This is a genomic window from Enterococcus raffinosus, from assembly GCF_019175485.1.
GTDB lineage: Bacteria > Bacillota > Bacilli > Lactobacillales > Enterococcaceae > Enterococcus_A > Enterococcus_A raffinosus.
This window is the reverse complement of record NZ_CP072888.1, coordinates 475,670-502,590: the sequence shown is the minus strand read 5'-3', so window position 1 is coordinate 502,590 and position 26,921 is coordinate 475,670. Positions and strand designations below refer to the sequence as shown.

General features: G+C 40.6%; 24 protein-coding genes. 4 read left to right on the top strand and 20 right to left on the bottom strand.

Annotation, left to right across the window (positions count from 1 at the left end; genetic code table 11):
* Positions 1 to 6 precede the first annotated feature (6 nt).
* From J9537_RS02490 to J9537_RS02450, 9 genes are all read right to left on the bottom strand, one after another.
* The gene (locus J9537_RS02490; protein WP_218256615.1) at positions 7 to 1,584 is read right to left on the bottom strand and encodes a T7SS effector LXG polymorphic toxin; all 1,578 of its coding nucleotides are present in this window, start codon (positions 1,582 to 1,584) and stop codon (positions 7 to 9) included.
* Positions 1,574 to 1,936, bottom strand: a complete 363-nt coding sequence (locus J9537_RS02485) for a DUF3958 family protein (protein ID WP_218256614.1) — start codon at positions 1,934 to 1,936, stop codon at positions 1,574 to 1,576. The genes J9537_RS02490 and J9537_RS02485 overlap by 11 nt, the downstream gene beginning before the upstream one ends.
* A complete protein-coding gene (locus tag J9537_RS02480; RefSeq protein ID WP_218256613.1) occupies positions 1,933 to 2,211 on the bottom strand; it encodes a TIGR04197 family type VII secretion effector in 279 nt (92 codons plus the stop codon). The genes J9537_RS02485 and J9537_RS02480 overlap by 4 nt, the downstream gene beginning before the upstream one ends.
* 61 nt (positions 2,212 to 2,272) lie before the next feature.
* Entirely contained in the window at positions 2,273 to 2,569 is a 297-nt protein-coding gene (locus J9537_RS02475) for a WXG100 family type VII secretion target (protein WP_218256612.1), read from the bottom strand.
* Between the two features lie 369 nt (positions 2,570 to 2,938).
* The gene (locus J9537_RS02470) at positions 2,939 to 3,910 is read right to left on the bottom strand and encodes a diaminopimelate dehydrogenase (protein WP_218256611.1); all 972 of its coding nucleotides are present in this window, start codon (positions 3,908 to 3,910) and stop codon (positions 2,939 to 2,941) included.
* Positions 3,911 to 4,091: 181 nt separating this feature from the next.
* Positions 4,092 to 5,864: an oleate hydratase gene (locus tag J9537_RS02465; protein ID WP_218256610.1), complete on the bottom strand. Its 1,773-nt coding sequence runs from the start codon at positions 5,862 to 5,864 to the stop codon at positions 4,092 to 4,094.
* Positions 5,865 to 6,052: 188 nt separating this feature from the next.
* Positions 6,053 to 7,114 carry a hypothetical protein gene (locus J9537_RS02460; protein WP_218256609.1) on the bottom strand — a complete coding sequence of 354 codons (1,062 nt, stop codon included), beginning with the start codon at positions 7,112 to 7,114 and terminating at the stop codon, positions 6,053 to 6,055.
* A gap of 212 nt (positions 7,115 to 7,326) precedes the next feature.
* A complete protein-coding gene (gene map / locus J9537_RS02455; protein WP_218256608.1) occupies positions 7,327 to 8,079 on the bottom strand; it encodes a type I methionyl aminopeptidase in 753 nt (250 codons plus the stop codon).
* A gap of 129 nt (positions 8,080 to 8,208) precedes the next feature.
* A complete protein-coding gene (locus J9537_RS02450; RefSeq protein ID WP_218256607.1) occupies positions 8,209 to 8,796 on the bottom strand; it encodes a TetR/AcrR family transcriptional regulator in 588 nt (195 codons plus the stop codon).
* 119 nt (positions 8,797 to 8,915) lie between these two features.
* On the opposite strand from J9537_RS02450, the gene J9537_RS02445 reads away from it, so the two are divergent.
* Together J9537_RS02445 and J9537_RS02440 are read left to right on the top strand one after the other, a co-directional pair.
* On the top strand, positions 8,916 to 9,617 hold the full coding sequence (locus J9537_RS02445) for an ABC transporter ATP-binding protein (RefSeq protein ID WP_218256606.1): 702 nt from the start codon (positions 8,916 to 8,918) through the stop codon (positions 9,615 to 9,617).
* Between the two features lie 7 nt (positions 9,618 to 9,624).
* Positions 9,625 to 12,303, top strand: coding sequence for an ABC transporter permease (locus J9537_RS02440; protein ID WP_245001278.1), 2,679 nt, complete (start codon positions 9,625 to 9,627; stop codon positions 12,301 to 12,303).
* A 108-nt stretch (positions 12,304 to 12,411) separates the two neighbouring features.
* On the opposite strand, the gene J9537_RS02435 is transcribed toward J9537_RS02440, so the two are convergent.
* Entirely contained in the window at positions 12,412 to 12,894 is a 483-nt protein-coding gene (locus J9537_RS02435; RefSeq protein ID WP_218256605.1) for a GNAT family N-acetyltransferase, read from the bottom strand.
* Between the two features lie 129 nt (positions 12,895 to 13,023).
* Between J9537_RS02435 and J9537_RS02430 the strand changes: the two genes are divergently transcribed.
* Positions 13,024 to 13,905 (top strand): LysR family transcriptional regulator, encoded by an 882-nt coding sequence (locus tag J9537_RS02430; RefSeq protein ID WP_218256604.1) that lies wholly within the window; start codon positions 13,024 to 13,026, stop codon positions 13,903 to 13,905.
* 181 nt (positions 13,906 to 14,086) lie between these two features.
* Here the strand turns inward: J9537_RS02430 and J9537_RS02425 are convergent, their stop codons facing one another.
* From J9537_RS02425 to J9537_RS02390, 8 genes are all read right to left on the bottom strand, one after another.
* Positions 14,087 to 14,740 (bottom strand): endonuclease III domain-containing protein, encoded by a 654-nt coding sequence (locus J9537_RS02425; RefSeq protein WP_218256603.1) that lies wholly within the window; start codon positions 14,738 to 14,740, stop codon positions 14,087 to 14,089.
* Between the two features lie 46 nt (positions 14,741 to 14,786).
* Positions 14,787 to 15,416 carry a CatA-like O-acetyltransferase gene (locus tag J9537_RS02420; protein ID WP_218256602.1) on the bottom strand — a complete coding sequence of 210 codons (630 nt, stop codon included), beginning with the start codon at positions 15,414 to 15,416 and terminating at the stop codon, positions 14,787 to 14,789.
* Positions 15,417 to 15,513: 97 nt separating this feature from the next.
* On the bottom strand, positions 15,514 to 20,331 hold the full coding sequence (locus tag J9537_RS02415) for a SpaA isopeptide-forming pilin-related protein (protein WP_218256601.1): 4,818 nt from the start codon (positions 20,329 to 20,331) through the stop codon (positions 15,514 to 15,516).
* Between the two features lie 352 nt (positions 20,332 to 20,683).
* Positions 20,684 to 21,541 (bottom strand): PTS system mannose/fructose/sorbose family transporter subunit IID, encoded by an 858-nt coding sequence (locus J9537_RS02410; protein WP_218256600.1) that lies wholly within the window; start codon positions 21,539 to 21,541, stop codon positions 20,684 to 20,686.
* On the bottom strand, positions 21,541 to 22,308 hold the full coding sequence (locus J9537_RS02405) for a PTS mannose/fructose/sorbose/N-acetylgalactosamine transporter subunit IIC (RefSeq protein WP_010746898.1): 768 nt from the start codon (positions 22,306 to 22,308) through the stop codon (positions 21,541 to 21,543). The genes J9537_RS02410 and J9537_RS02405 overlap by 1 nt, the downstream gene beginning before the upstream one ends.
* Before the next feature lie 24 nt (positions 22,309 to 22,332).
* Positions 22,333 to 22,806, bottom strand: coding sequence for a PTS sugar transporter subunit IIB (locus J9537_RS02400; protein ID WP_218256599.1), 474 nt, complete (start codon positions 22,804 to 22,806; stop codon positions 22,333 to 22,335).
* Positions 22,807 to 22,874: 68 nt separating this feature from the next.
* The gene (locus tag J9537_RS02395; RefSeq protein ID WP_218256598.1) at positions 22,875 to 23,303 is read right to left on the bottom strand and encodes a PTS sugar transporter subunit IIA; all 429 of its coding nucleotides are present in this window, start codon (positions 23,301 to 23,303) and stop codon (positions 22,875 to 22,877) included.
* 32 nt (positions 23,304 to 23,335) lie between these two features.
* Positions 23,336 to 24,409 (bottom strand): alcohol dehydrogenase catalytic domain-containing protein, encoded by a 1,074-nt coding sequence (locus J9537_RS02390; RefSeq protein WP_218256597.1) that lies wholly within the window; start codon positions 24,407 to 24,409, stop codon positions 23,336 to 23,338.
* A 380-nt stretch (positions 24,410 to 24,789) separates the two neighbouring features.
* On the opposite strand from J9537_RS02390, the gene J9537_RS02385 reads away from it, so the two are divergent.
* Complete coding sequence (locus tag J9537_RS02385; protein ID WP_218256596.1) at positions 24,790 to 25,563, top strand: DeoR/GlpR family DNA-binding transcription regulator; 774 nt, start codon at positions 24,790 to 24,792, stop codon at positions 25,561 to 25,563.
* A gap of 93 nt (positions 25,564 to 25,656) precedes the next feature.
* On the opposite strand, the gene J9537_RS02380 is transcribed toward J9537_RS02385, so the two are convergent.
* Positions 25,657 to 26,163: a DNA-3-methyladenine glycosylase I gene (locus tag J9537_RS02380; protein ID WP_218256595.1), complete on the bottom strand. Its 507-nt coding sequence runs from the start codon at positions 26,161 to 26,163 to the stop codon at positions 25,657 to 25,659.
* 66 nt (positions 26,164 to 26,229) lie between these two features.
* Complete coding sequence (locus J9537_RS02375) at positions 26,230 to 26,586, bottom strand: VOC family protein (protein WP_218256594.1); 357 nt, start codon at positions 26,584 to 26,586, stop codon at positions 26,230 to 26,232.
* Between the last annotated feature and the right edge of the window lie 335 nt (positions 26,587 to 26,921).

Here is a 26,921-nt window from a genome sequence, read left to right as displayed (position 1 = left end):
TTCTTTTTATTTCGGTGTGTAGTTGGTACTCGGATTGAAACTAGGACTCCCGCTCTCAGGTTGTACTCCAGTACGATAATTTTTATCAGTTGGGCTACTATTATGTTTCCCATATTGTTTATACTGCTTTTCTATCCACTCTCGTTTGGCCTTTTCAGAACCTAATCCCGGAGTCTTTATTTCTTTTCCAGGTAAATCAAATCCTAAGATTTTGTCAGGCCAAACTGTAATCTTTCCTTGTACTACAGAGTTCGCAAATCCTGCTAGAGCCCCCACAGGTCCACCATAGTCTAATCCTTCCAATACCCCCGCATTTAACATAAATAAGTTAATTCCCCCATAAAATGCTTTACTCAAATCACCATAAGCTGGACTTTCTGGATTGCAATATTCTTCATATGCATAAGCAGTTACTGTCGCAAGATCTCCTCCATAACTTAACCCTTCACGAACAGCAGGATGGGCTTTTATAAAATCAGCAACCCTTTTTAGTTTTTTGAATGCTGTCAGCCCAACTTTCGTTCCTTCGATTATTTTCGCCCCTTTTGACGTTTTAGACAGAATCCCTACAGCATAACTCATTGGTGCAAATACATCCCAACCCTTGTCACTTAATTTAGCAAGATTTCTATAGATAAGTGCTTGCTGGTTCGTTGACAATTTGTTCATATAGAAAGCAAACTTGGGACTATTTAACAAACTTGTCACTGCCTTCTTGGGTAGTAAACTCCAATTTTCATGCATAATAAAAATTTCTAGAACCATGTCCTGAAATGAATCAGGAAATTTGTCTAACGCTGCGATAACGTATCCAAACAGTTTATCATTATTTCTAACTTTATCCAAAGCAGCGATTGGATTCTTTTTAATCAGATCGTTCAGTTCTTTTATTGCTGCTTTTTTTTGTTTTTCTTCTTCCTTCTTGGCATTACGCTTTTTATCTTCATAACTTTTAATTTCATCTACCCACGACATATTTTTGGGTATTGTAAACATGCCAGTAGCACCATTCCAACAGGTGGCAGCCTGTGCTGCTCCCCTGTTAATCGCCGATTCTAATGCTACAATCTCAGAAAAAATCGATGGTGAAGACGCATCAAAGGCTTTCAGTTTTTCTAGCTTCTCCTCTAGTTTCTTCTTCGCTTTTTCCTGTCCGTCTTTGACATTATTGACTGAATCTAATACGGTTTTCTTCGTCGGATCAGGTAACGGGCTACTCGAAACCGTCTGAAGGATCGCATTTGCCATGTCAATACCCTGTTGGTATTGCTTGATCTGTTCTTCTAATTCAGAGGATTTTAAATCCGCACTATCTACTTGTGACTGATAATCATCTGGAAACTTCTGGCACGCTTTTGCAACTGCCTCAGATAAAAGCATACCACCTTTAGCTAAGGGAAGTAAAACCGCTGAAAAATATTGCTTTGCGGAGTCATAGGTTTTCCCTTGGAGTTCGGCACTGCTCATGACGAACTGGTTGATGGCTTGTTGTAGTTGCTGGTAGCCTTGGATTTGTTTTTGGCACATCGTGTTGACGCTGGTCGCCTGTTCTTGCGAACTACTGACATACATATCAATGCTCATCGAGTTTCTCCCTGCTGTCTAGTTTTTTCTCTTCCTTGACTAGGGCTTGTTTCTGCTCTTCTAGTAAGTGTTGTTGGCGCTTTAATGTTCGTTTCTCATCGCCTAATGCCATCATTGTTTGTCCTGAATCTTGTGTAAACAGGGCGTAGACCTCGTCAAAGACCCGACTGTCATCATTCTTGCGAAAGAGTTCCCGTGTTTTTTGCATTAGTCGCTGATTCTTACGAAAATAGGAACCGATACCGTCTGTCAATCGCTCACATGTTCGCTGACGCTGATAAAGGTCTTCTTGTTTTTTGGTGAGACTTTTTTTCTCACTTTTGATTGCATCTAATCGTTTTTCACTCATCATAATATCTTCCTTGTGAATAATTCTTTTCCTGCCTGATCGATTGCTTCAAAGTTTTTCGCCACACTGTTGATATTGCTGGAGGCGCTATTGACGGCCTCAGTAACTTTTTTCACAGCGTTAAACGTCGATGTTATCGCCTCTTGCGCCGTTTTGTTTCCCGAAACGGTTGTTTGAGAATCACTTGTAGGCGTACCGCCTGCCGTTAAGCTGCCTGCCGCACTCTTCAACGCACTGGCTCGCTGTTGAGCAACACCCAGATTACTTTTTACTGCCATACCCTTCACTCCTTTTTGAAAAAAGCACCAGCACATAAAGTACTGGCGCTCCACACTCCACTTAGTTCAAGCCGAATGATCCAGCATCTTGACGGTCGCGTTCTGCCACTGTGTCCGTATATTTGTTCAATTGTCCGTGGATGCTCTCCAACAACTCTTCCATTTGTTTCACGTTGCCTTCTAATTGGTTGTACTGTTCTAAGTAAGCACGGAAGGCTTCCCCCTGCCATTGTTGGGAAATCGTTTGATTCATGGAATTGACCTTGCGAATCGCATCCTCGATTTGTGCTGAGGCTTGTTGGTAAACCTTCGCCTGTGATTTCAGCTGTTCGGGTGTGACTGTAATTGCTCCTGACATAATGTATGTCCTCCTATATGTTTTTTCCTATTTGATGCATTTGCATTCAATAGGTTGATTCAAGCTTACACCAGATTTGGAGGAGTGGATCAAAGTTCGTCGTATACGGGAAAAAATTGCGTATACGACAAATAAAGACCAATCGAAGAAGTCGTTGGTCTAGTTATATAGATACATGAAATTAAGTTTAGCCAATTAACAACGCTCCTACGATCAGAATACGAACAGTAAAATAAGCTTTAGTTCTTCACTAAATATAGGACGAGAGGCAATCATTCTTCCTAAAATTAAAAAAGCCGCCAGATATATCAAAATATCTGATGGCTTATCCTTTTATTCGTCATATGAACAAACCAGAATACGTTTTTCCTACAACAATTCTTTCCTTAAAGTCGCGTCATCGACAGGTGATAAATATTTCGGTGCGATATCTAATACGGTAAAAGCACCGAATTGTTTTTCCTCTGCCAATCGCGCACAGGCTCTTGCATAGGCAACCAGGACACTCGCTGTGAACTCCGGGTTGCTTTCTAGCTGCAGGTTGTACTCGATTACCTGTTTAGTGTCTTCATGCGTGGTTCCTGTCCGCAGCACTGTACCACCGTGAGGCATCGCCTGATGATCTTGCTTCAATTCCTCCGCAGTAATAAAATGAACGATCGTATCATATTCATCAAAGTAATTGGGCATCGTCACGATTTCTTCTTTAATCGCTTTTTCGTCAGCCGTTTCTTCAAGAACGACAAAGCATTCGCGTAGATGTTTATCGCGTGTCGTCAGCTCCAGCTGTTCCCCCGCTTTTAACTTCTCAATGACTTCACTTTTTGGAATCGTATATTGGATCGCATCCGTGACACCTTCAATTCGGCGTAAAGCATCTGAGTGCCCTTGGCTAACACCCTTGCCCCAAAAAGTATACGTATCTCCCTGCGGCAGAATACTTTCCGCGTATAAGCGATTCAAGCTAAACAGCCCTGGATCCCAGCCTGTCGAAATAATTGAGACTGTTTGATTTTCCTTCGCTGCCTGATCGACATTTGCATAATGCTCAGGAATTTTCGCGTGCGTATCAAAGCTGTCGATGGTATTGAAATTTTTAGTGATTTCTGGTGTTTGGACCGGCAAATCAGTCGCCGAACCGCCACACAAAATGCAGACATCAATCTTTCCCTTTTGCGCGATTAGTTCCTCCATCGCGAAAGCAGGTGCGCCATCTGTTTGAACGGTTGCTGGATTTCTTCTTGAGAAGACTCCTACTAATTCCATATCTGCGCTTTGTTTTAATGCTCGCTCCACCCCGCGCCCTAAGTTTCCATATCCAACAATTGCTATCTTGATCATCCGTTGCCCTCCTTATTTTTATGATTAAAATTATACTACAAAAGAGGCTTTCATATTAAAAAAATCTCATTCTCCAAGAAGCTTCCTTTAGGAGAATGAGATTATTATAGTGATCATTTTTTACATTGTATTTAACAGAGGGAATACTCCTACCTTATTAGAAAGAAAGTGAACCTTCTTTTTATAATAAATGATTGTCCTTCAATACATCACCAATATAAGTATGTTCAACTTTCTTAACAAAGTGACCCAGCACTTTTTTCTCTACATAAGGCAGATCCATCTCGGAAAGCTTCTTCCGATCACTCAAATAGTAAACGGAATTTGCCAGTGTACGAATATCATACGCTGACGCGAAAACTTCTGGTACGCCGCGTTCAATATCTAAGAAGGAGTAGACAGCTTCCATTGCTGTTCGAACAGAATATTCTGTAGTAAAGACCGTATCCCGTTCCGTTTCGGCAAAGTTTCCGATAAAGGCTAGATTTTCTGACCCGTTAGGAATGACTAATGGACGATCGTCAGGTTCCCGCAGCATGAAATAAGACGTGATAAACGGCATATAGACCGGTGTTACGACACAGGATTTCTCTGAGAATTTCTGGATATCTTCTTCCGGTACACCTAAGTGATACATCAATTCTTGTACGATTTCCTGCCCGCTGCATTGTTCAATCGGCTTCTTGATATAATTTCCCGGGGTATTAGACAATAACCCATAGACCCAAGTAACCGTTTGTTGGTCATTTTGTTCTTTAAAATGAGGCTGACGATGCGTCGCAAAGCTCATCAACCAATTCGAGTCTTTGATCGTAATGATTCCGCCAGTCACGATTCTTCCCGTCCGTAATTTACGCTTCGTCAATCGTGAAATATACGGTTCAATATCAAAGTTTTCCCAAGTAACTGTTGCAGAAACAAACCAGCTTTCATCAGGTAAATTGTCGCAAAAAACTTCTGGATGCCCAAACTCATCAGACTGTTTCGCTAAATTCTTCCACAAATTCCAGCTGCCGCCTAATTCGTGAGTAATTGGCGCCGGCGTATGATGATCACCTTCTGTGGAGCTTTCTGTGATCGAACCGTTTGTCACAAAAACGAGATCCTTTTCAGTTAAGTCGATTTCTTCTGCTTTACCTGCACGGGTTAACTGAATCTTCTTCGCTACTTTTTTGTCAGGAGTCGCATCAACTTGAATGTTCGTGATCTTCGTTTCATATTGGAAATCGACCCCATGATCATTCAAGAAGGACAATAACGGTTTGACTAAAGAATCATATTGATTGTACCGAGTGAATTTCAAGGCTGTAAAATCAGGCAACCCTTTGATATGGTGGATAAAACGCATCACATAGCGGCGCATTTCGATTGCAGAATGCCATTTTTCAAAGGCAAACATTGAACACCAATACAACCAAAAATTCGACGCAAAGAATTCATCACCAAAGACATCTTCGATTTTCTTACCGATCAATTGATCTTCTGACGTCATAAATAGATCGACCAGTTCTTTTTGCGCTTTCTTCGACAAGGTAAAGTCGCCGTTGTCTTCCGCACGTTCACCGCGATTATGGATGATACGACAATTGGATGAGTTAGGATCATCATGATCCAACCAATAAAATTCATCTAAAACAGAAGCGTCTTCTACTTCCAGCGATGGCACTGAGCGAAAAAGATCCCATAAACATTCGAAATGATTCTCCATTTCGCGACCACCACGTGTCACAAAGCCGTCATGGGGAATAAATTTTCCATCTAACGAACCGCCGGATAAGGAAAGCTCTTCAAAAATGTGGATTCGCTCCCCTTTCATTTGGCCATCTCTGATCAGAAAAACAGCCGCCGCTAAGCCAGCCAATCCGGCTCCAACGATATATGCACTCTTCTCGTCAACACCTGCTGGTTTTCTCGGTCTAGCAAAAGCTTCATAATTTCCATTCGTGTATCTCATGATGTTCCCTCCTCTGATAATCTAATTTCAGCATACCAGCAGGAAAAATTTATTGAAAACAAGACGCACTCGCCCCTTCGAAAAATTAGACTATTTTGACGATTTGTCTAAAAATGAGGCGTAGAAAGACGCTGCTGAAGGTACGAATCCCTTTCCTAAATATCAAATCAACTCTATTCACTCATTCACTATTTCCGCTTTTTCTTTTTCTTCTTATTCCCCATCAGTTTATCGATCTCTCTTTTCAGCCGTCGGTCTTCTCGCCCCTTTTTTATTTGTGATCGTACTTTACCAAAGAGATTAGGAGCATTATCTGATGTTGGCGATGACAAATCTGGTTTGTTTGACTTTTCCCTTGATGTTTCTTCAGCTGCTTGATCCGTATTAGACGAAAGCGCGCTTTTCTCGCTTGTGATGGTAGCGGTATCATTTTTATCAGAACTTTCTTTTACTGAGGGTTCCATCTTCGCAGCCTTATTCGTTTTATGGCCGTTTATTAATGACGGAATTTTTGCGTTTCTGTCCGCTGATTTTTGAACAGCTTTCTTTTCTGCACTGTCTTGTTTTGTTCTTTTTGAAACAGTCCCAGCCTCATCTTTCTCCTCTTTTACAGCTTGAGCAGCTTTCTCTGCTTTTCTGCTATTGAAGGCTGTAGCAATGGTCATGCCTGGCGTTTTGTAGCTGATGAATTCAACAAATTTTCGGACACCGCCAGTTTCAAAAACTGTCAAAGTGGACAATGTTCGTAGAATATTTGCAGTCAACGCTTCATCTTTGGTGGGATCCGTATCCGGAATCGTTAGCTTATGCTTTTTCCCTTCAGCGTCTTCAAAGATCGTTTCTACGTGATAAATCAGGCCCTCTCTGCGATTATTAAGTGTCCCCGACTCTTCTAAATAGCTGCTATATAAACGGGCCTCTTCCGTATAGGCAAAATAAGCGGATTCATTTTTGAACAGCTTTTTAATCAGCTGCTTCCATTCGCTTCCGTTAAAGAAGGCTTTGAAAAAAGGGCTATACTGGCGCATGGTGTCATTGGGCTCCAATGTCAGATACACTTCACGAATCAGATTCTTTAACGGCTCAGTAAAGGTCCCCTTGCTAAGAGAATCCCGTACGAGAATAGCGACCATGTACTGAATGAAATGTTCCATATTTTTATTCTTAGCATAAAAAAGCTGAACTCTTTTGGTTAAGTTCTCCTTCTTCATTAAAAATATTTGTCGCTGCCCTAATTTCACTGCCTCCATGTTTACCCCTCCACTTAACATACTTTCTTTTCAATATGATATAACTAAAATAACAACTTTGTAAATAGTTTAAAAGAAATAATTTATCCTACCCGAAAAATAAACCTTTTAATTAAACAAAAATACCCATTTGTTAAATTTTTTCGAAAGCAATTGAATATATAAAAATAACAGGAAGCCAAACCGTTGTTTGGTTTCCTGTTTATTCAATCTTACGCGTCTTGTTCCGTCATAATGACTGGCCCTTCTTTGGTAATTGCTATGGAATGCTCATATTGCGCACAGTAGCTGCCGTCTAACGTTCGAGCCGTCCAACCATTGCCGTCAATGCCTGCTTCCCATGTCCCTGTTGTGATCATTGGTTCAATCGTGATCGTCATGCCTTCTTTTAAGCGTGGGCCTTTCCCAGATGTTCCGAAGTGTGGAAAAAAGGGTTCTTCATGGATCGTTGGGCCAATGCCGTGTGCTAAAAAGTCCTGTACCACACCATAGCCTTTTCCTTCTGCATAGGTTTGAATAGCATGGCCGATATCACCCACACGATTTCCCACCTGCGCTTGTTCAATTCCAAGTCTTAGGGCTTCCTTGGTCACATCCATCAACGCTTGATGCTCTGGTGTGATCTCGCCGACTGCATATGTCCAACAGCTGTCAGAAATCGCACCGTGATAATCGACACAAAAATCAACCTTCAAGACATCCCCAGATTTCAATCGATAATTCGAAGGAAATCCATGGCAAATCTCGTCATTCACACTCGTACAGGTCGCAAATTCATAGCCCTCAAAGCCAATTTGAGCTGCGGTGGCACCTGCCGCTTCGACTCTTTCTTGGACAAACTGATTGATTTCCTTCGTTGTGATTCCAGGAACGATAATCTCTCGTAACTGCTTATGAATACCCGCTAGGATAGCGCCAGATTCTTTCATTTGTTCAATTTCTCTACTCGATTTCAATGTGACCATGCGATCGCTCCTTATGATGTCTCTTCTGTTTTTACGACAGAATACTGAAATGTTATATCACGAAATACCTTAAAGGGAAAGTGCAGACACTTTTTATCGCGAATTATTTCCTTCACTTGTCCAACACTCTCATAGTAATAATTGACAAGGTGGAATTTTCTTCGCTTGTTCAATCATCGCCGCAATCTCATTTGGTTCCTCAAGGCCGCCCTTTCTGATCCATAACATAATAATAGATACCACGCTAGAAAGTAAAATTTCGGTGGCATAGTCTTCAGGTAAATGAGGCTTTGAGAATTTAGAGGTGCCTGACATTTTCATTTTTGCATCGACCATCTCTCCCAACACATCTTTCACCAATTCAGAAAACCTTGGATCACCATTTTTTCCAGATAGCGCAGAAATAAAAGCGAAATCAGCGCGTACATATTCAAGCGCTTTTAGTATTAAGTCATAAGGAATCAACTCAGTATGACGATTGTCTGAAGAACTAGGCGTATCATTCAACAATATTTGTTCTAAATCATAAATCGTTTCTTTCTCCAATTTATCCATTAAATCGTATTTATCAAGATAATGTAAATAAAATGTCCCTCGATTGATGGATGCTTCTCTTGCAATATCACTTACGGTCATTCCCTCAAACCCTTTTGTTTGTAATAGCTGAATGAAAGATTTTTTTATTTCTTGTTTCGTTGGTGTATTCCGCTTTTTCATTAGTCTCCTCCTTAAATGGACACGCTTCAACCAAGTGTTTATTGCATGCTTCTCAAGATGATTATATACTGAGCGAGTGATTAAAATCAACACGTTGTCTAAATAAGGAGTGTGTATTCATGAGTTACATCGAGGTAAAAGATAGTTCAAAAAACTATAAAATGGGAGATACGGTAATAAAAGCTAATTATAATGTCAATTTCGAAGTAGAAAAGGGAGAACTTGCCATCATTCTTGGTGCATCAGGTGCTGGAAAATCTACAATTCTTAATATACTGGGAGGAATGGATAGCAACGATACAGGAGAAGTTATCGTCGATGGAAAAAACATCGCTGATTATAACGCTACCCAACTGACAAAATATCGTCGAGAAGATGTTGGTTTTGTCTTTCAATTTTATAATCTAGTGCCAAATTTAACTGCAAAAGAGAATGTTGAACTGGCCTCTGAAATCGTAGCGAATGCTGCTGAACCAGTAAAAACGTTAAGTATGGTCGGATTAGCCAAACGTGTAAATAACTTCCCGTCTCAACTTTCTGGCGGTGAGCAGCAGCGCGTAGCTATCGCAAGAGCAGTAGCAAAAAATCCCAAAATACTACTTTGTGATGAACCAACTGGAGCACTTGATTCTGAAACTGGAAAGCACATCATACAAATATTGCAAGATATGTGTCGTAATCAAGGAACAACCGTTATTATTGTCACACATAATAGCGCCCTTGCTCCTATCGCTGACCGTGTTATTCGTATGAGAAATGCTCAAGTCAGCAGTATAGATATAAACCCAACTCCTAAAAAAATCGAAAATATTGAATGGTAGGTGGTCGATGATGAAGAAGATACTCTGGAAAGAAGTGCTTCGTTCGATTTCAAAATCAAAGGGTCGCTTTCTATCAATAATGGGGTTAATGCTACTTAGCTCGTTTGCTCTCGTTGGATTGAAAGTAACGGGACCCGATATGCGTGATACAGGCAGAACATATGTGGACGACTTAAATAGTGCTGACATTACTGTTATCAGCTCTCTGGGTTTAGATCAAACAGACGAACAGGTTTTGGATACGACAAAGAATCTAAAAGAGTTAGAATACGGCTATATGAAGGACGTTACTATTAACGATAGCCATAAAAGTATTCGTCTTTATTCTAAAGGGAAAAATTTGTCTGATTACTCGCTAGTTGACGGTAGGTTGCCAAAAAAAGAAAATGAGATTGCTATTGATGAAATGCAGAGTGATAAATATAAAATAGGCGAGACTATCGTATTTGATGAAGAAGCAAAATCTGATGCAGCAACCGTTTTAAAAAGACATGAGTATAAAATCGTTGGCTTTGTCCATTCGAGTGAAATATTATCGAGTATCAATATGGGGCAATCAACTTCGGGCAGCGGCGAATTAAAAGGTTATGGCGTTGTTTCTAAAGAGAATTTTGATTCTCCCTACTATATGCTAGCAAGAATGTCTTTCAAGAACACTCAAGGTGTTGACCCGTATTCTGAAGAATATACTAGCAAGATCAAAGATCACAAGAACGATCTTGAAAAATTATTAGAAGAACAGCCGACTATTCGCCTAGCTGAGCTGAAAAAAGAATATCAAGATCAAATTAATGATGGACAGAGAAAAATTGATGAGGCGAAAAAGCAGCTTTCGGATTCAAAAAATCAATTAGCAGCATTGAATTTGGTTCCATCTGAAGAATCACAGCGTTTAACTGAAGAATTTGCTAAAAGGAAATCAGAAGTCACAGAAGAAATTAGCGTTGGCGAGGAAAAAATAGCAGAAGCCCAAGAAATAGTAAATAATCTAAAAGCGCCTGTTTACAGCCTGAATACTCGCCGTGAAATTCCAGGATCTGAAGGTTATAGAACCTATAGTACCGTTTCGAAAATAGTAGATGCTTTAGCAAATATTTTTCCCATTTTCCTATATTTCGTAGCAGCCTTAGTGACGTCAACTACCATGGCACGTTTTGTTGATGAAGAGCGGATCAATTCCGGCACGCTAAAAGCACTAGGCTATTCGAATAGAGATATATTGAAAAAATTCACTTTCTATGGTCTTTCGTCGAGTCTAATCGGTACGTTTATTGGTGTTCTTTTGGGGCATATCTTATTACCTATGATTGTCTATAACGCTTACCATAATGGGTTTGTTTTCCAAAATATTGAATTACACTTCAACTTAAAAATCACTATCGTGGCAGTCTGCTTATCTATTTTTAGTTCGGTAATTCCAGCATGGTTAGTAGCATCAAAAGAATTAAAAGATCAACCTGCAAATTTATTATTACCCAAACCACCAGCTGCGGGATCGAAGATTTTTCTGGAGCGCATCACTTTTATCTGGAGCCGGATGACCTTCACCTATAAGGTAACCGCTCGAAATATTTTTAGATATAAAAAAAGAATGTTCATGACAATTTTTGGAGTTGCGGGGGCTGTTACACTATTATTTGCTGGTTTTAGCGTCCAGCATTCGATAGACGGTATCAGCAATAGACAATTCGGTGATATCATTCACTACGATATGATTATTGTTGAGAATAATACAAGTCTGGCTAAACAAAAGAAAGAAGTAGCAGAACAACTTAACACAAAGGCTATTAAGGAATCCGCCGCCATACATTTTGAAAACATGACAAAAGTTGCTGGAAAAAATAATGACACTCAAAACATCAAGCTTTTGGTTCCTGTTGAAAAGGAAGAGTTGAGTAGCTATATTGACTTGGAAAATCGTGAATCAGGTAGAGAACTCGAGTTACCAGACGATGGTGTGATCATTACCGAACGTTTAGCGAAATTGTTAAAGGTGAACGTTGGAGATACAATCACCTTAAATGACGAAGACGGTCATAGTCGTAAAATGAATGTCCATGATATTACTGAAATGTACATGGGGCATTTCGCCTTTACGAGTAAAGAGGGGTATGAAAAAATTTTTCATCACAGCTACGAACCGAATGCTTTTGTCATCAATTTATCGAATAGTTCATTAAGCAATACTGAAAAACAAGCAGAAAACTTTATGAATCTCGATGGTGTGAAAGCAGTTGTTCAAAATACAAGTTTAATCAATCAAGTGCATACTATTGTAAATTCGTTGAATAAAATTATGAGAGTCTTGATTATTGTAGCTGCTCTATTAGGAATTGTGATTCTCTATAATTTGACAAACATAAATGTCTCAGAACGTATGAGAGAACTCTCTACAATAAAAGTCCTAGGCTTTTATGATAAAGAAGTAACCATGTATATTTACAGAGAAACGATCCTATTGACTACCCTCGGAGTAATTGTTGGCTTTGGCATTGGCGAGTTTCTTCATCAATATATTATTGCTGTCGTCCCTCCAGATGAAGTGATGTTTAATCCTGCATTAGGTCTGGCTAGCTTTTTAGTTCCAGCTGTCATAATCGCGCTAGTCACTCTTTTACTAGGCTTCATGGTTAACTATCGATTAAGAAACGTTGATATGCTGGAAGCATTAAAATCCGTAGAGTAATTATATCTATCAGATGTATTACGAAAATTTTTCAGCGTCAGACTCTCCTTTTCATTCAGTTGTAAAAAGAGCGAGGATCATTATTACTGATCCCGCTCTTTCGTTGTTTCATAAGTATCTAATAAAAAAGTAAGAATTTCTGTCAGGAAAATCATAGTGAATTGGCAGATCATTTTGTTCTATTTGCTGATACCCCTTTTTAACATAAAAATTATGAGCCCGTGTACACTTAGAAGGCGTGTCTAAAATAATGCAAGTTATCCCGTTTGCTTTAGCATGATCAACTAGACAATTATATAGCTTTGAAGAAACGCCCTTCTCTTTTCCACGATAATCCGGATTCACAAAAAATTTTTTTAGGATACCATACTGCCCACTTTTTTTCATTAATCCTAAAGTTCCAACAACGTCATCAGAAGAATTTATGGCTAACCAAAATCCTCCTCCACTTTTTACATAATACTTATTGATATCACACAGATCATTTTGCTCATTAAGAGACAGATCTACTTTATTGTCAAAATTTTGTAGATATAGAATTAACGCGATAACCTGATTTTTGTATTTTTCTTCATACGGGATGATATTCATTTTTATTCCTCCAATAATAGTGCTGTTGACTTCGATCTTCTTGACCCTTATAATAGCTCAAACTATTAATTCGAAAAATCAGAAATATAAGAATCGTGAATTCAAAATAATCGAATCAGAGGCTCTGTTTTGGATCTAAAATACCTAACAACATTTAAGACAATTTTAGAACAAGGTAGTTTTAAGAAAGCCGCATACAAATTAAATTATTCTCCATCAACGGTCACTTCTCAAATACAACAATTAGAAGAAGAATTATCCGTCCAACTATTTGAAAAAATTGGCCGAAGAATGGTATTATCGCAAGCTGGAAAAGAGTTATTACCCTCGATAGAAACAATTCTCGACTCCGCTGCATTCATGAAAAATTATCAAAATAAGGACCAGCGTTTAAATGGTCATTTGAAAATCGCCGCACCTGAAACGATCCTAACCTATCGTATTCAACCAATTCTTGAAAAGTTTCGTATTATCGCTCCTGATGTCAACCTTTCGATACAATCATTGAACTGCTATGAAATACGAGACAGCGTAGAAAATGGGGATATTGAGTTAGGAATTCACTACAATGTAGGAAAGTATGAAAAAAGCATTACTTCAAAACCATTGGGAGAATTTCCTCTGGTTTTGATTGGAAATCCTAAACTTAATTTATCTGATTATGACTTTAAAACGTCTAAGCAGAAAATAAATCTATGTCTATTAACAGATGATAAGCATAGCATCTATCAAAAAAAAATCGAAACCTATTTAAATCAAAAGGAAATATCTTTGAATGGATTAATGGAATTAGGCAGTATCGAAGCGATAAAGCGGAGCGTCTTGAGTAATCTTGGAATTACCTTTCTGCCACGCTTTACTGTAACAGAAGAATTATCAAATGGTTTGTTGAAAGAAATTCCCATGGATTTAAGCGGAATGGCCCTAACTGCTGTTCATATTCATCATAAAAACAAATGGGTATCTCCAGAGATGAAAACCTTTCTTTCATTACTTGAAGCTGGAATTTAAAAATAGTAATAAGCAGCCCTTGACATTCAATCAGCTGCTCATTACTATCTCAATTTCCATATTTTATTTGTCCGCCTCTGTGGGTTGGTTTCTGTAAGAAAAAAACAAGTCTCTATAGTGTCCCACTTTCCTTTTCCAGCCAAGAAATACCTTAAAGGGAAAGTTCAGACACTTTTTTCCGCTAAATGTCCAATTCCCTTAATTCGAGCTTAAAATCCTTCAAAGGGCCACTTTGCCAAACCTCGTCATTTTTCAAGTAAACTTGACCATACTCAATGATCCAGCCGTGAAGATTTTGCGCTTTGACAGTGTCCATCGTCTCAGGCCAGATGATTTTTTCTTTTAACTGTTTATAGCCAGCAGATACAAAGCCAAATTTTTCAAACATCCGCTGCGCGTATTTGTCCGCAATAAAGGTTGATTGGTCAAAGACATAGACCAACAGTGCATCCGCGGTCTCTTCGCCGATCCCTTTAATCGCCAGCAGCTCCTTCCGTAGCGACGAAAAATCTTTAGTAGCTGCTTTTTGCAGGTCGAATTGATAATTTTTCAACCACGTTAGCAAGGCGATGATCGTATTCGATTTTCCTTTGTAAAAACCACTTGGCCGGATCAGCTCCTGCAGCTGTTCCTTTTCCAAAGTCAAAATGCTTGCCGGTGAAAATTGCGTTTCCTTCTTTAGATTATCCAACGCATAATCCACATTGCGCCAATTCGTATTTTGGACGAGTACCGCTCCCAGTAGAATCTCCCATTTATCATCTGTATCCCACCAGCGTTTATGCGACATGACTCGACTAAATGCCGTATACAATTCTTCAATGTTCGTGATCACTTTTTATCCCTCGCTACTTATTCGCTTTTCTTTCTCATTCATTATATTAAAAAGCGTCTAAATATGCTTGCAAAGCATTCGCCAGCTTGCCAATGTGCAGCCCATCAACAAAGGAATGATGCGCCTGTATCGAAAAAGGCAATAGGATTCGATCTTCTCGTTGAAAATATTTTCCCCAATCAATCAACGGTGTCGCGTTATCTTTTTTCCCAGCATTTGTATGGGAGACATGGGTAAAGGAAAACCACGGCATTGGCGAAAATTGAAAGACATCGGTTCCTAAAGGTCCTGTGAAATATTCCTTCTGCTCCTCAGCTTTTTTCGCAGCGGAAGCAATGTACGCCTCAAGCGTTTCTTCCATCGGAACATTTAACACCTTGAACAGCTCTGTTTCTTTATCAAGATAGGTAAAAGCCGTATCGATCTGATCATAGAGGACGACATTTCCATCAACAAAGCGATAGCGAAACTCTTCAATTTGATTGGCGCAAACCGTCACACTGTAAATCATCGCAAAGGTAAAGGAGTAGTGTTTCTCACGAACCTTTTGCAAAAAATTCGTAATATCTAACTCAAAAGAGACACAAAAGGCCGGCTCCACACAATCTCTAAATACCTTGCAATGCATGGCTCGCTTCCAATTCTGTTCGTCAATCAGGACATACGTATTTCCCATTTTTACACCTTCCTTACTTTCTTTTACCTATACCATACAGGGAAACGCTGGGCAAAACAAATCCGGCTAGCCGATATACTAGCCGGATTGATTCACCTTATTTTTTTCGTTTAAGGTAGACGATTCCTCCTAAAGCAAGCAATACGATGAGCCCAACAATCACTAAGATCGTTGATTTTTGTTCGCCCGTTTTAGGTAGATAGGTATGGTTTCGTGAGCTGTAGCTTGCGGAAGTCGTAGTCCGTGAGTGGTTTCCTGTTTTCCCCTTCACTGATGCCTTCACATTTTCCTTCCTCACAGTCACCAGTTGTTTTTTCGCGTTTGTTAATTGGAAGGTCACTGGTTTTGTGTTCAATACATAGCCCTTAGGCGCCTCGGTTTCGACTAATTGATACTTTCCTGGTTTCATTTCCGATACGACCAGCGATCCTGTTTCATCAGTCTTCAGCTTGTCTTTTAAGACTTTGCCCTGTTGATCTTGTAAAGCGAAGGTCGCGTCTGCCAATCCTTCCCCGGTTTTGCTGTCAATTTTCTTCAGCACGACGGTACAAGTAAGGCCTTTATTGGTTTTCTTCACGCGAACAGGACTTGTTTGATCTGCTTTGATCGTGAAGGCCACTGGTTTCGCATCTAGCTGGTACCCAGCAGGCGCTTTGGTTTCGACCAATTGATAATCCCCTGGCTCCAAGTTCTTCACTGCTAGACGCCCGTTGTCATCCGTGCGCATCTTTTCCGTCTCAATTACTTTTCCTGCTTGGGTTTGCAGCTCGAATTCCGCTCCAGCCAATGGTTGATTGGTTGCTTCATCGACTTTCTCTAAAAGAACACCGCCGCTAATCGTCTTATTGGTCTTTGTTAGCGCCATTGATTCTGCTTGATCCTTCACCGTAAACTTCACTGGCGTCGTATCCTTCACATAGCCTGTTGGTGCTTCCGTTTCGACCAATTGATAGCTGCCGGGTGTCGGTGTCTCAAGTACAATTTTTCCTGATTTATCCGTCACGAGATCCGACTGCAGCACTTTTCCTTGGTTATCTTTCAATTCAAAAGCTGCTCCAGATAAGACTTCTCCAGTTTTTTCATCGGTCTTCGTTAGAAGGATTGTTCCTGGTTTCACTGGTGTCTTGGCATTCGTCTTCTCCACTTCAGCTGCTTTCGCTTGTGCTTTGGTAATCGTGAATTCGATTGGCGTCGCATCCATTTCATACCCTGTTGGTGCCTTTGTTTCAACAAATTGATAATCTCCTGGCGCTAGATCAGCGACTTCCACCTTACCATAGCCATCGGTGGACAAGTCTTCCTTCAACGTCTTTCCGTTACTGTCTTGTAATTGGAAGGTTGCTCCTTTTAACGCTGCTTTTGATTGTTCATCCACTTTCGTTAAGATGACTGACCCTGTTGAGAGAGTATTGGTTTTCTTAACATTGACCACTTGTCCTTGACGCTCAGTGATCGAAAATTTCACTGGTGTTTCATCCAGCTGATAGCCTGTCGGTGCTTCTGTTTCGACAAACTGATACTCACCAATTGGCAGATCCTTCACTGTGAAACGTCCGTCCATTCCAGTCTCATGGTTTTCGCTGACGACGCTTCCGTCAGTTTTTTCTAGTCGGAATTTGGCGCCGGCCAAGGCTTCTTTTGTTTGTGCGTCGGTCTTGGTCAGCTCCACACTATTTGGCACGGTCTCTTTATTCACTACCTTGATAACCGCCATATTCTCGTTGAGCGTGATGGCTTTACCATCTTGATATTCTGGATTTATTTCATACCCATTTGGTGCTTTGCTCTCCTTCAGCAGATAGTCGCCTAATGGCAATCCTGTAAAGGTCAGCTTCCCATCTGCATCCGTATCTGCTTTTAGCCCAGTTTCGGTGCCGTCTGCTTTAAGAATTTCAAAGGTTGCACCTGCCAAGCCTTTGCCTTTTTCATCCACTTTTAGTACGGGTAGATCAGCGGTCTTCACTACTCCCGTCCCGCTTCCGTTAGTAAAGCTCAAATTGATCACGGTATTTGCTTGGCGATAATACGCCGGCAGTGCACCATAGCTGGCGGCATTTACCTGAGAAACATTTTTTACACCGCCGGGGAACTCGCTAATAGTGTTGTATTGTACGCGAAGATTGCTTTCTGCTTTGTAGTCAGAAAAAGCGATCTTAAACGTATCTCCCGTGATCGTCAGTCGATAATGATCCGAACTGACTTTTTCGCCAGTGGCCGTATTGGTAACAACAAAAGAAGTCGGATCATATGCCGCATTGGTTGTTCCTGGTGTTAAGGTATCCGTGATTTCAGGATCTTGAACAGGCATATTCGCTGTGATGTTTCTGGTTGTTACCGTCCAGTTGGCTACATTCTCTTTCTCTGGATCTTTAGCCACCGATTTTAGCAAGGCATATTCATAATTGTAGGCGTAGAGACTCGCTTTATAATCTGTTGGCGCCTTGTCACCGTAAGTTACTTTTGCAACATTATCTAACCGATTATATACATACCAGTCTCGTTTGACTCGGGTTCGATATTTTACATACACTCGTTTGGCGCCTAAATTGCCAAACTCCAAATTGATGCTATTATTTGCAGTATCAATTTTTGTTGGATAAGCGTCGTTGCCCTCTGGAACTAAATTGTAATCGGTGGTTAAGTAGCGCTGAATGTTATCGATCATGGCTTGATTCGTCACTTCTTCAAAACGTAAGGAGCCTGGAACTAGTTCCGTACCTGCAGGTAAGCTGTCTTCCATTTTGGTCATATCAAATTTCGCTCCGGTAGAATTTATAAAGACGAGCCAGTTTTGATACAGATAATCGCCAGAAGTGCTAGCTGTTTGCGCTATTTTGGTTCCGCCAGTGTAATAAGGATCAATGAATGTTCCTTTAGCCTCATACTCGATAACACCGGGAGTATCACCATAATTCAGAGTCGCCTTATTTTTGATTTCTGTTTTCTCAGTAGAGGTTTCGATTTTCGTTTTAATTGTAATGACGAGTGTGTCCTTTAATTCATTATAATCCCCAAGAAAATCAATTCTCACGCCTCCATTGAAGCTGTCTGGTGCTCCATTAACATTGGGCTGTGCGCCGACAGGTGAGCCGTTTTCATCGAATTTAGTCACCTTGTAATCAACATTTTCAACTAATGGAATGGATTCAGTATCAGAGATTTTTTTATTAATCGTTAAGCCAGTATAATCTTTGACCGCACCAATAAAGTAATCATGAACGACAGGTCTTTTCATGGTGTATTTTTCCGCATTGACTGTAATGTTCCATTCCATCGTCCGATTGAAAATATCGATGGTCCCTGCTTCTTTAGATAAAAGATTTGGAATCAGACTCACTTGCGCTTCTTTAGTGACCGTTCCATTGGTTACCTTGTTCTTGATTACGCGCTCGGTCGGATCAGTGATCTTCGTTGAATATCGAACCACGTAAGCCTGTGTCGTGTTTCCTTTCGGTGTGAAAGTTACTGAACCGTCGCTATCAGATGAACTCACAAAGTCACTCGTTCCGTCTCCTTGTGAAACCACCTCATAGCTATTGCCGTTACTATAGTTAAATCCAACTTTTTCAATACTGATGGAGCCAGCTACCAGTTCAACCCCTTGATCTGCTAGATTAGTGATTAATTGAGACGCGGTAGTCAACGGCTGCTCATTAAAATTGTATTTGATCTCCCAATCAATGGCCCCCGTCTCTTGATTGATTTTTCCTTTTGCCTCTAAGGGCTGCAGCGTCACAAAATTTTTACTTATATTGCTGTAATTTAATTGTGTACTATTTTCATTGGTGTAAGAATACGCGTAAAAATAATTGTATTCATTTCCTGAAATGGATTCGTCAACGTAATTTTTTCCATTAATACCAGATATGACAGATTCCGCGATTACTGCCTTTTTGCCAATTGATTTTATTAGGCTGATCTCCGCAGTCGGTCGTGTAGTATCGGCATCTTTATAAGTGATCTCATAGTCCACGCCCTTAGTCAGCAACGTTTTACTACCCACTAGCGCTCCATTAAAATCGACATCGCTAGAATATACTTTGATCGAATCGTAACTCATTTTACTGTCACTGTTATAGGCATCGACTCGATAGGTACGATTCGCGTTGTCTGTTCGATCAAGATTAAAAACTGACGTTATTTCAGCCTTTTTAGGGTTCAATGTATCCATTGTTAATGCAGTGCTATTCTTTCCTGGATCGACACTAGAAGTCATTTCGATAGCAAAGACCGTTGGTGTCGGCGCCGTATCAAAGATTACCTTTTGATTTTCTTCCTCCACTCCAGAGACCTTCTCTAAAGAAGTAACCAAAGTTAAGTCATAAACCTCTGAAGAAACGTTGTCTTCTAAAAAGGTGATCGTTAATTCCTTCGTTGCCGCATTAATTGTCCATTTGGCGGAGGTCATTGGACTGAAATCACCCGATAAATCTTTTGCGATCGCTATCTGGGCAGGCAATTGCGTAGTAAAGGTATCCCCCGTCTGATAATTTTTATTTGAAAAAGAAAATTTCAAGGCTAGCTTGATCCCTGTCATATTCGGCAAAGTATCGTTCGGCTGCACTTCATCTCCATTAATTTTATACATTTTTACGGAGCTGAAAATATTGTCCGTAATCGCTGTCCGTGTCTGTTTTTTCTCGACTTCTTTTGTTTCTGTCTCCGTTGTTGCTTTCGTCGCTTCAGTAGAGGAAGACGAACTGCTTGTTTGAACGGTTTCTTTCTTGCTCTCAGAAGAAGGAACTGTTGATGACGTCGTTGGAGCAGCAGGCTTTGGTACAGAGGACACGTTTTCCTTGCTCTCCGTTGAATTTATCGTTGATGCAGTTGTTCCTTGCCCATAGGCAAAAGCTGGACTAAGCGTTTGCAAAACAAGTAAAACTACTAAACCAATCACTACTAATCTGTTCTTCATAACCACTAACACCTTTCTTAACTAATTAATCAACGAAAACGATAACGTCCGATATATAATTATCTTTTCGTTATAACAGCTACTTTTTAAATTATTTACTTATATAATTAATTTAAAAATAACTATTATCAATTAATAAATTATAGAACAATGTTAATTGTTAAACGTATCAAAAAGTATGTTTATCTCCTTCAACTTTTGAGCAGTTTTAGTTACGCTTTTCTTCCAGAGATCACTAAAAAAAACGTCGACAATCTGCCGACGTTTCAGACTTTTTATTTAATTATATTGTTCGTAAGCAACAATTCTCTTCAACACCCTCGCCCAATCGGAAACCAACGACAGTCTCTGCCTATATCGAATTTACGATCAAGCCAATCGCGGCTAAAATCGCTCCGCCAACGATTTGAATGACCAGCACTTTTGTCGGTGTATATTTTTTGTGTTTCAACAAGTAATACGTTAGTAAAGTAACCCCTAGCGGCAAGATCCCTTTGACCAAAGCGTCCAATACATCCGTCTGAATCGACAGATTTTCTTTTCCACTCAAGTGAATACTTAACGGTGTTGCGATCTTGACAAAGTTCGCCGCCAACGAGCCAATAACGATCGCACCTAACGTCTGGGAGAAGGTCATAATGTAGGACAAACGACCGCCTGCCATCATTTTCTGGATGCCTTCTTTTCCTTGCTCATACCCTTGAATCCATAAGAAGTAGGCAATCACCGTCATGATGATCCAATGTAGAGCAAAGAAGAGGACAGGTCCCATAAAAATATTCCCTTTCGCACCAAACGGCAAGGTGAAGGACAGCAAAATTGGAATAAGCGTTCCCTGCCATAACGTATCACCGATCCCCGCCAACGGCCCCATCAATCCGGTTTTTAAGCCATTAATGGTCTGATCGTTAATATCCGCGCCTAACGCCCGTTCCTCCTCCATCGCGATGGTCATCGCCAAAATCGGACCACCAAAGGATGGCTCGGTATTGAAAAATTGCATGTGTCGTTCTAAAGCGGACTTCATCTCGTCTTCGTCTTTTCCATACAGCTTTTTTAAAATCGGACTAAAGGCATGAACAACTCCCGTCGCTTGCAACCGTTCATAGTTATAGTTTGCATGAGAAAAGAACGTCCAGCGCCAAAAGGCTTTTACAACATCCTTTTTCGACAATAGCTTCTCTTGCTTTGGTTCAACTGCTTGCTCCATTAGACTAGACCCCCATTCTTATCCTTCAAATACAATTCCGTGAAGACATAACCGATGATTCCCGCGAATACAGCAATTGGAACAGAAGGCAAACCCGAATAAGTCGCTAACATAAAACCAAAAGTAAAGAACAGCAGGGTTCCCTTCCCATTCATCGCCCGCAGGTTCATAGCAATCCCCAACGCTGGCAAGATCCCGCCAATTGCCGAAAGAACATCTAACGGGCGACCACTTAATGCGTCTACAATTCCTTCTACTGCGTCAGCGCCAAGGTAAGCAGCTAGCGCAACTGGAACAACCGTGATCAACAATAAAAATAATTGCGGTGGTACGATATGAAGCCAGTTGATGCGATCGATTTTTCCTTCTTCGGCTGCTTTATCCGCCATATGGACAAAGGTGATATCAACGGTCATGTGAGCTACCCAGATCAAAGTCCCTAACAACCCAATAGGCACAGCCAAGGTCACTGCGACAGCTGGTTCAACCTTCGCCGCCATCGCTAAAGCGGTTCCAAGGGTTCCCGCAAGTGCAGGGTCCATAGCGACCGTTCCACCAGCTGAGATAAATGCCAGATACGGCAGGTTAATCGCAGCTCCAATAATACACCCTTGAACGGGATCACCTAAAATCAACCCTACAACCGTCCCGTTGACTAATGGACGCATCCAGCCATGGGTGCCGACTAACGAAAGCCAAGGTGTTCCATTGATTCCAAGATAATAAACGACGCCGATTAAAATAGCTTGGATTAGACTAATTTTCATTTTTCCACTTCCTTCATTATTTTTTTATAGCAATCCCTCGATTGCCTGTGACCCTTGATCTGGAATAACATGAATCTTCATTTTGACATTTTGACCGACGATTTTTCTAAAGGTTTCTTTTTCTTCTTCTGATGCTGAGATATTTTTATAGAAGGTTTGTCGATCCTTTCGTGCGCCCATCCCGCCGATAATCACCTCATCAAACGTCACACCCTTTTCAATCAATCGCCAATACGTTTGCGGCTCTTTTGCCAGCACAATGATCTTGTGTCCATCAGGAACCGCCGCTAATAGTTTTGCACCATCCTCAACAGTCAAGATGGATAGCTTGATACCATTAGGCACCGCCATGGACATGATAGATTTAGTAAATTCATCCCCTGCTGTCGCATCATCCACAATGACAATATGGTTTCCTCCTGTAAATTGCAGCCAAGCAGTCATTACCTGCCCGTGAATCAAACGATCATCAATTCTTGCTAAAACGATTTCTCCCATGTTTATACACTCCTTATTTCGTCTAGTTGAAATTCACTAACAACAAAGCCATCCGATTCAAAAACGCCTCAATCGACTTTTTGCTCCAGCTTAGCCATCTCTTCCAAAAATTCTTTGATTCCCTCTTGTCCAGCAGTCATTGCCGCTTGGTACATGGTTTCTAAATCCGCACCGATCATTCGTTGATTAAAGGCTTCAATGAGCATCGGTAAGTTGACGCCTGAAACCAGTCGATAGCGATGATCCTTCAATTTGTTAAAGCACATGGCCGCTTGGTTATAAGGACTTGCTGAAAACAAATCGACTAAAACCAAAACGCCCTCTCCCTTATCCAACTGACGAACGCCATCCTGAATTTTTTCGCTGAATTCAACAATGTCATCTCCATGCTTCAAGCCTAGCGTTTGATAGGCTTCTTGTTCCCCCATAATCAGACGCAGGCTGTCCATCATTCCTGTCGCCATCTCCCCATGGGTGACGATCAATATTCCTGTCATTTCCACACTCCCTTTGTTTGAATACAAAATTTTTACCAATTAAAATGCATGACTGTTTTGTTCCAGCCAGGGTTCTCTACAAACCTCTCCATCACCTGACTAAAATCAGCTCCAGTTGAAATCTCAACAATCTGCTCCGGTAAAATCTTACTTAAGGCCGCGCGATATTCCGGTTTCTTCATTCCATTCACCACTGCTTCAAAATCAACCGTCGATGAACGGCTGCTCCCGTGAGCCGTGATCCCTTTTTCCAGAATATCTCGAGTATCGATCGGGACTAGCTCTTCTGTGACTCCCATAAAAATAATATCCGCCAATGAATCCGCTATTTCGATCGCTTGGTTCAAGGCACTCTCACTAAAGCGTCCCCCCGTACATTCAATCAACACATCGAACCGTTCTTTGGAATGTTCAAAGTCGTAGGTTAGTACATTCTCCGTTCGGGCAAAGTCAAAATGAGTGAGCTTATCATCCGCCGCTCCAAAAACAACAAATCGTTCTGCGTCAACTCCATACAAATATTTCAGCATTACAGCGGTGAAATACCCCACAGGTCCATCGCCAAAAAGAGCAACCCGTGTATCCTGTTTTTTCAGCTTGTCTTCCACATGACTAAGTGCATGGTGAGAAACAGAAGAAAGCTCAGCCAGCACCGCAATCTCGTTAGGAATTTCATCAGGAATCCGTACCAAGCATTCTTCAGGATGAACCAAACGACTTTGCGCCATTCCATCATACCCACTACCCAAAAACGCATTTCCCTTGGAATAATTCTCAGGGACATCCGGTTTCTGATCAATTTCGGGATGTAAAATTTGTCCCGGTATATTCGGAACCACCACCACGCGGTCACCTACTGAAAATTTTTCTGATCGTGTTTCTTTTACAACACCAATCCCTTCGTGTAATAGCGCCATCGGCAATTTTTTTGCCAAAGCCTCCGGACGACGATGGCCTGCGAAGTATCTTAGATCGGCATGGCAGATGCTCGCATAGCTGGGTTCTACTGCTACCCATTTTTCAGGGATCTCTCTCGTTTTGTTCACTTCCTCAATTACCCCTGGTTCAACAAGACTAAAAACTCTCGAATCAATCGATTGCCCCATTCCATTTCCTCCTCATTATCGAGCGCTCATTAATACTCTTTATTGCTCGTTAACGAGTATAACATCGTGCTATCTTTTTGTAAACGCTTTATTTTTAAAATATCATTCAGCCTAACGTGTTTTAGCTTATTGAATAAAGTTTGTGAAGAGATAAAAAAACAATTTCTTTTAATTACTCCTTTGTTCCATGACTCATATTTTTATAAATCAAATAGATTCACTATTTTATTTGAAAAACAGCTCGAAAAAACTCGTTTACGCTCGTTAGTTGACTCTATGTATTGACACTTTCGGTTATTTTCCATAGACTGAGAAGTAAGAATGTCTTTTTTTTGAGGAGAAAGCATAGATTCGCGTAGACAGCGAAAGGGTGAAGCGAGATGTTAACAGGAGAACGAAGAATAAAGTTAGTTGAAACGATTGAGAGCAAACAATTTATTTCTGTATCCCAATTATCAGAAATCTTTCAGGTACACGAAACAACCATTCGAAGGGATCTAGATGAATTAGAGGCGCAGGGGCTCGTTGTAAGAATTCACGGAGGCGTGGTGCCAGCCAGTATCAAACAGGATGAACCTGTCTTTGAGGATCGGGCTACAGAGAATATAACCGAAAAAGTACGCATTGGAAGATACGCGACAAACTATATAAAAAGCGGTGAAGCGATCATTCTAGATTCTGGAACAACGACTTTAGAAATTGCGAAGACGCTTAATGAAATGCCCCAGCTACAGGACATCACGATCATTACGAATGACGTGAACATCGCTTCTGTTTTACGATCCAATCGAAACATTACCACCATCGTTACCGGCGGAACACTCTTCCACGACAGCTTTATGCTGAATGGACAAATCGCCAACGAATCCTTGCAGCAGCTCAGTGTGGATAAAGCCTTTATCGCAACACCTGCTCTGAATGTGGAAAAAGGACTGACTCATTTTAACGAGCTATTGATTACGACGAAAAAAAATATGATCGATGCCGCTGCAAAAAAAATTGTCGTCACCGATCACACAAAAATCGGTCGTCGGGCATTGTACACTTTTCTGCCAATTGATCAGATTGATTTGCTGATCACGGATAATCAAACAGATAAAAAGCTCATTGACGAGATGTACAAAAATGGGATTAAACAAATTGAGAAGGTGTAATTTTCCCAATAGCACAAAACACTTATTATTTTAATTACTTAAATAATAAGTGTTTTGTATTTTGTCATATACTATCATCATTTTCTATTTTATCTATTCCATCACTCGATCCTGTATGATTCCAGCTGCTTTAAGAAACATACAGGTAACAACTGGACCAACAAAGGAAAATCCTCTTTTTTTCATATCCTTAGCAATAGTCGTTGCTTCCGGTAATGTGTTAGGCACTTCCTCGGCCAATTCATACTCGCGCACGATTGGCACGCCTCCTACAAAATCCCAAAGATAGTCAGCAAACGACTCATAATCTTCAAGTAAAGTCACGATTGCTCGTGCGTTTTGAACGACCGCTTGAATTTTTCGTGAATTACGAATCATTTCCGGATCTTTTGCGATCTTTTCAACATCTTCTGGAAAAAATGCCGCTACCTTGCGGAAATCCATCCCGCAAAAGTTTCGCTCAAATACTTCCCGCTTTCCCGCTGCTGCCTGCCAGCTCAGGCCCGCTTGAAAAACGCCCACCGTCAATAACAAGAATAGCATGCGATCATCTCGAGTCGGTTCCCCCCAGCGATCACTGTACCATTGATAGTTCTTCAATTTGTGACACCACCTTTGATTCTCTATTATAACGAAAAAAAAACTGGCTTTTCAGCCAGCATTGCATTAATTTTTCTTGTGGCATACCGCTTCAATATTGTATCCATCCGGATCATAGACAAATGCGCCGTAATAATTCTCATGATACTGAGGTCGTAAGCCTGGTGCCCCGTTATCAATCCCCCCAGCAGCCATCGCCGCTTGATAGAATTGATCGACTATTTCTCGTTCTTGCGTACCAAAAGCAAGGTGAATATTACTCGGTTCGCTTTTTACAATCCAAAGATCGCCTCCATCTCCTCCAAAACAAACACCATGATCCATCGCAATCTTCACTTGATAACCAAGGGGTTTTAAAGCTTCCTCATAAAAGGCCCTGCTCTTCGTTAAATCGCTAACACCAATACTCAAATGATCAATCATTCACTGCACCATCCTTTCCTTCAATTAATTTCAGTATAGCTCAAAAAACGCTTTCATCCAACTCGCTCTATACTATTTCCTGATAGTCCCTTCTCCTCTCATTTCCCAAAAAAACATCCAGAATTTGAAGCAATCTTAATTTTTTTGGTAAATATGAGAAATTCACGAACATTCGTAAGTCAATATTGATTTTATTCAGTGATTTACCTTTCTATAAAAGCAGATTTTCACAAAGCATCGAATAATTTTCATTAATTGACGAATTATCAAAGTCAATTACTTTTTTTAACAAAAAATTGGGGAAATTTGTCATGTTAAAATCATCTTATAAATAA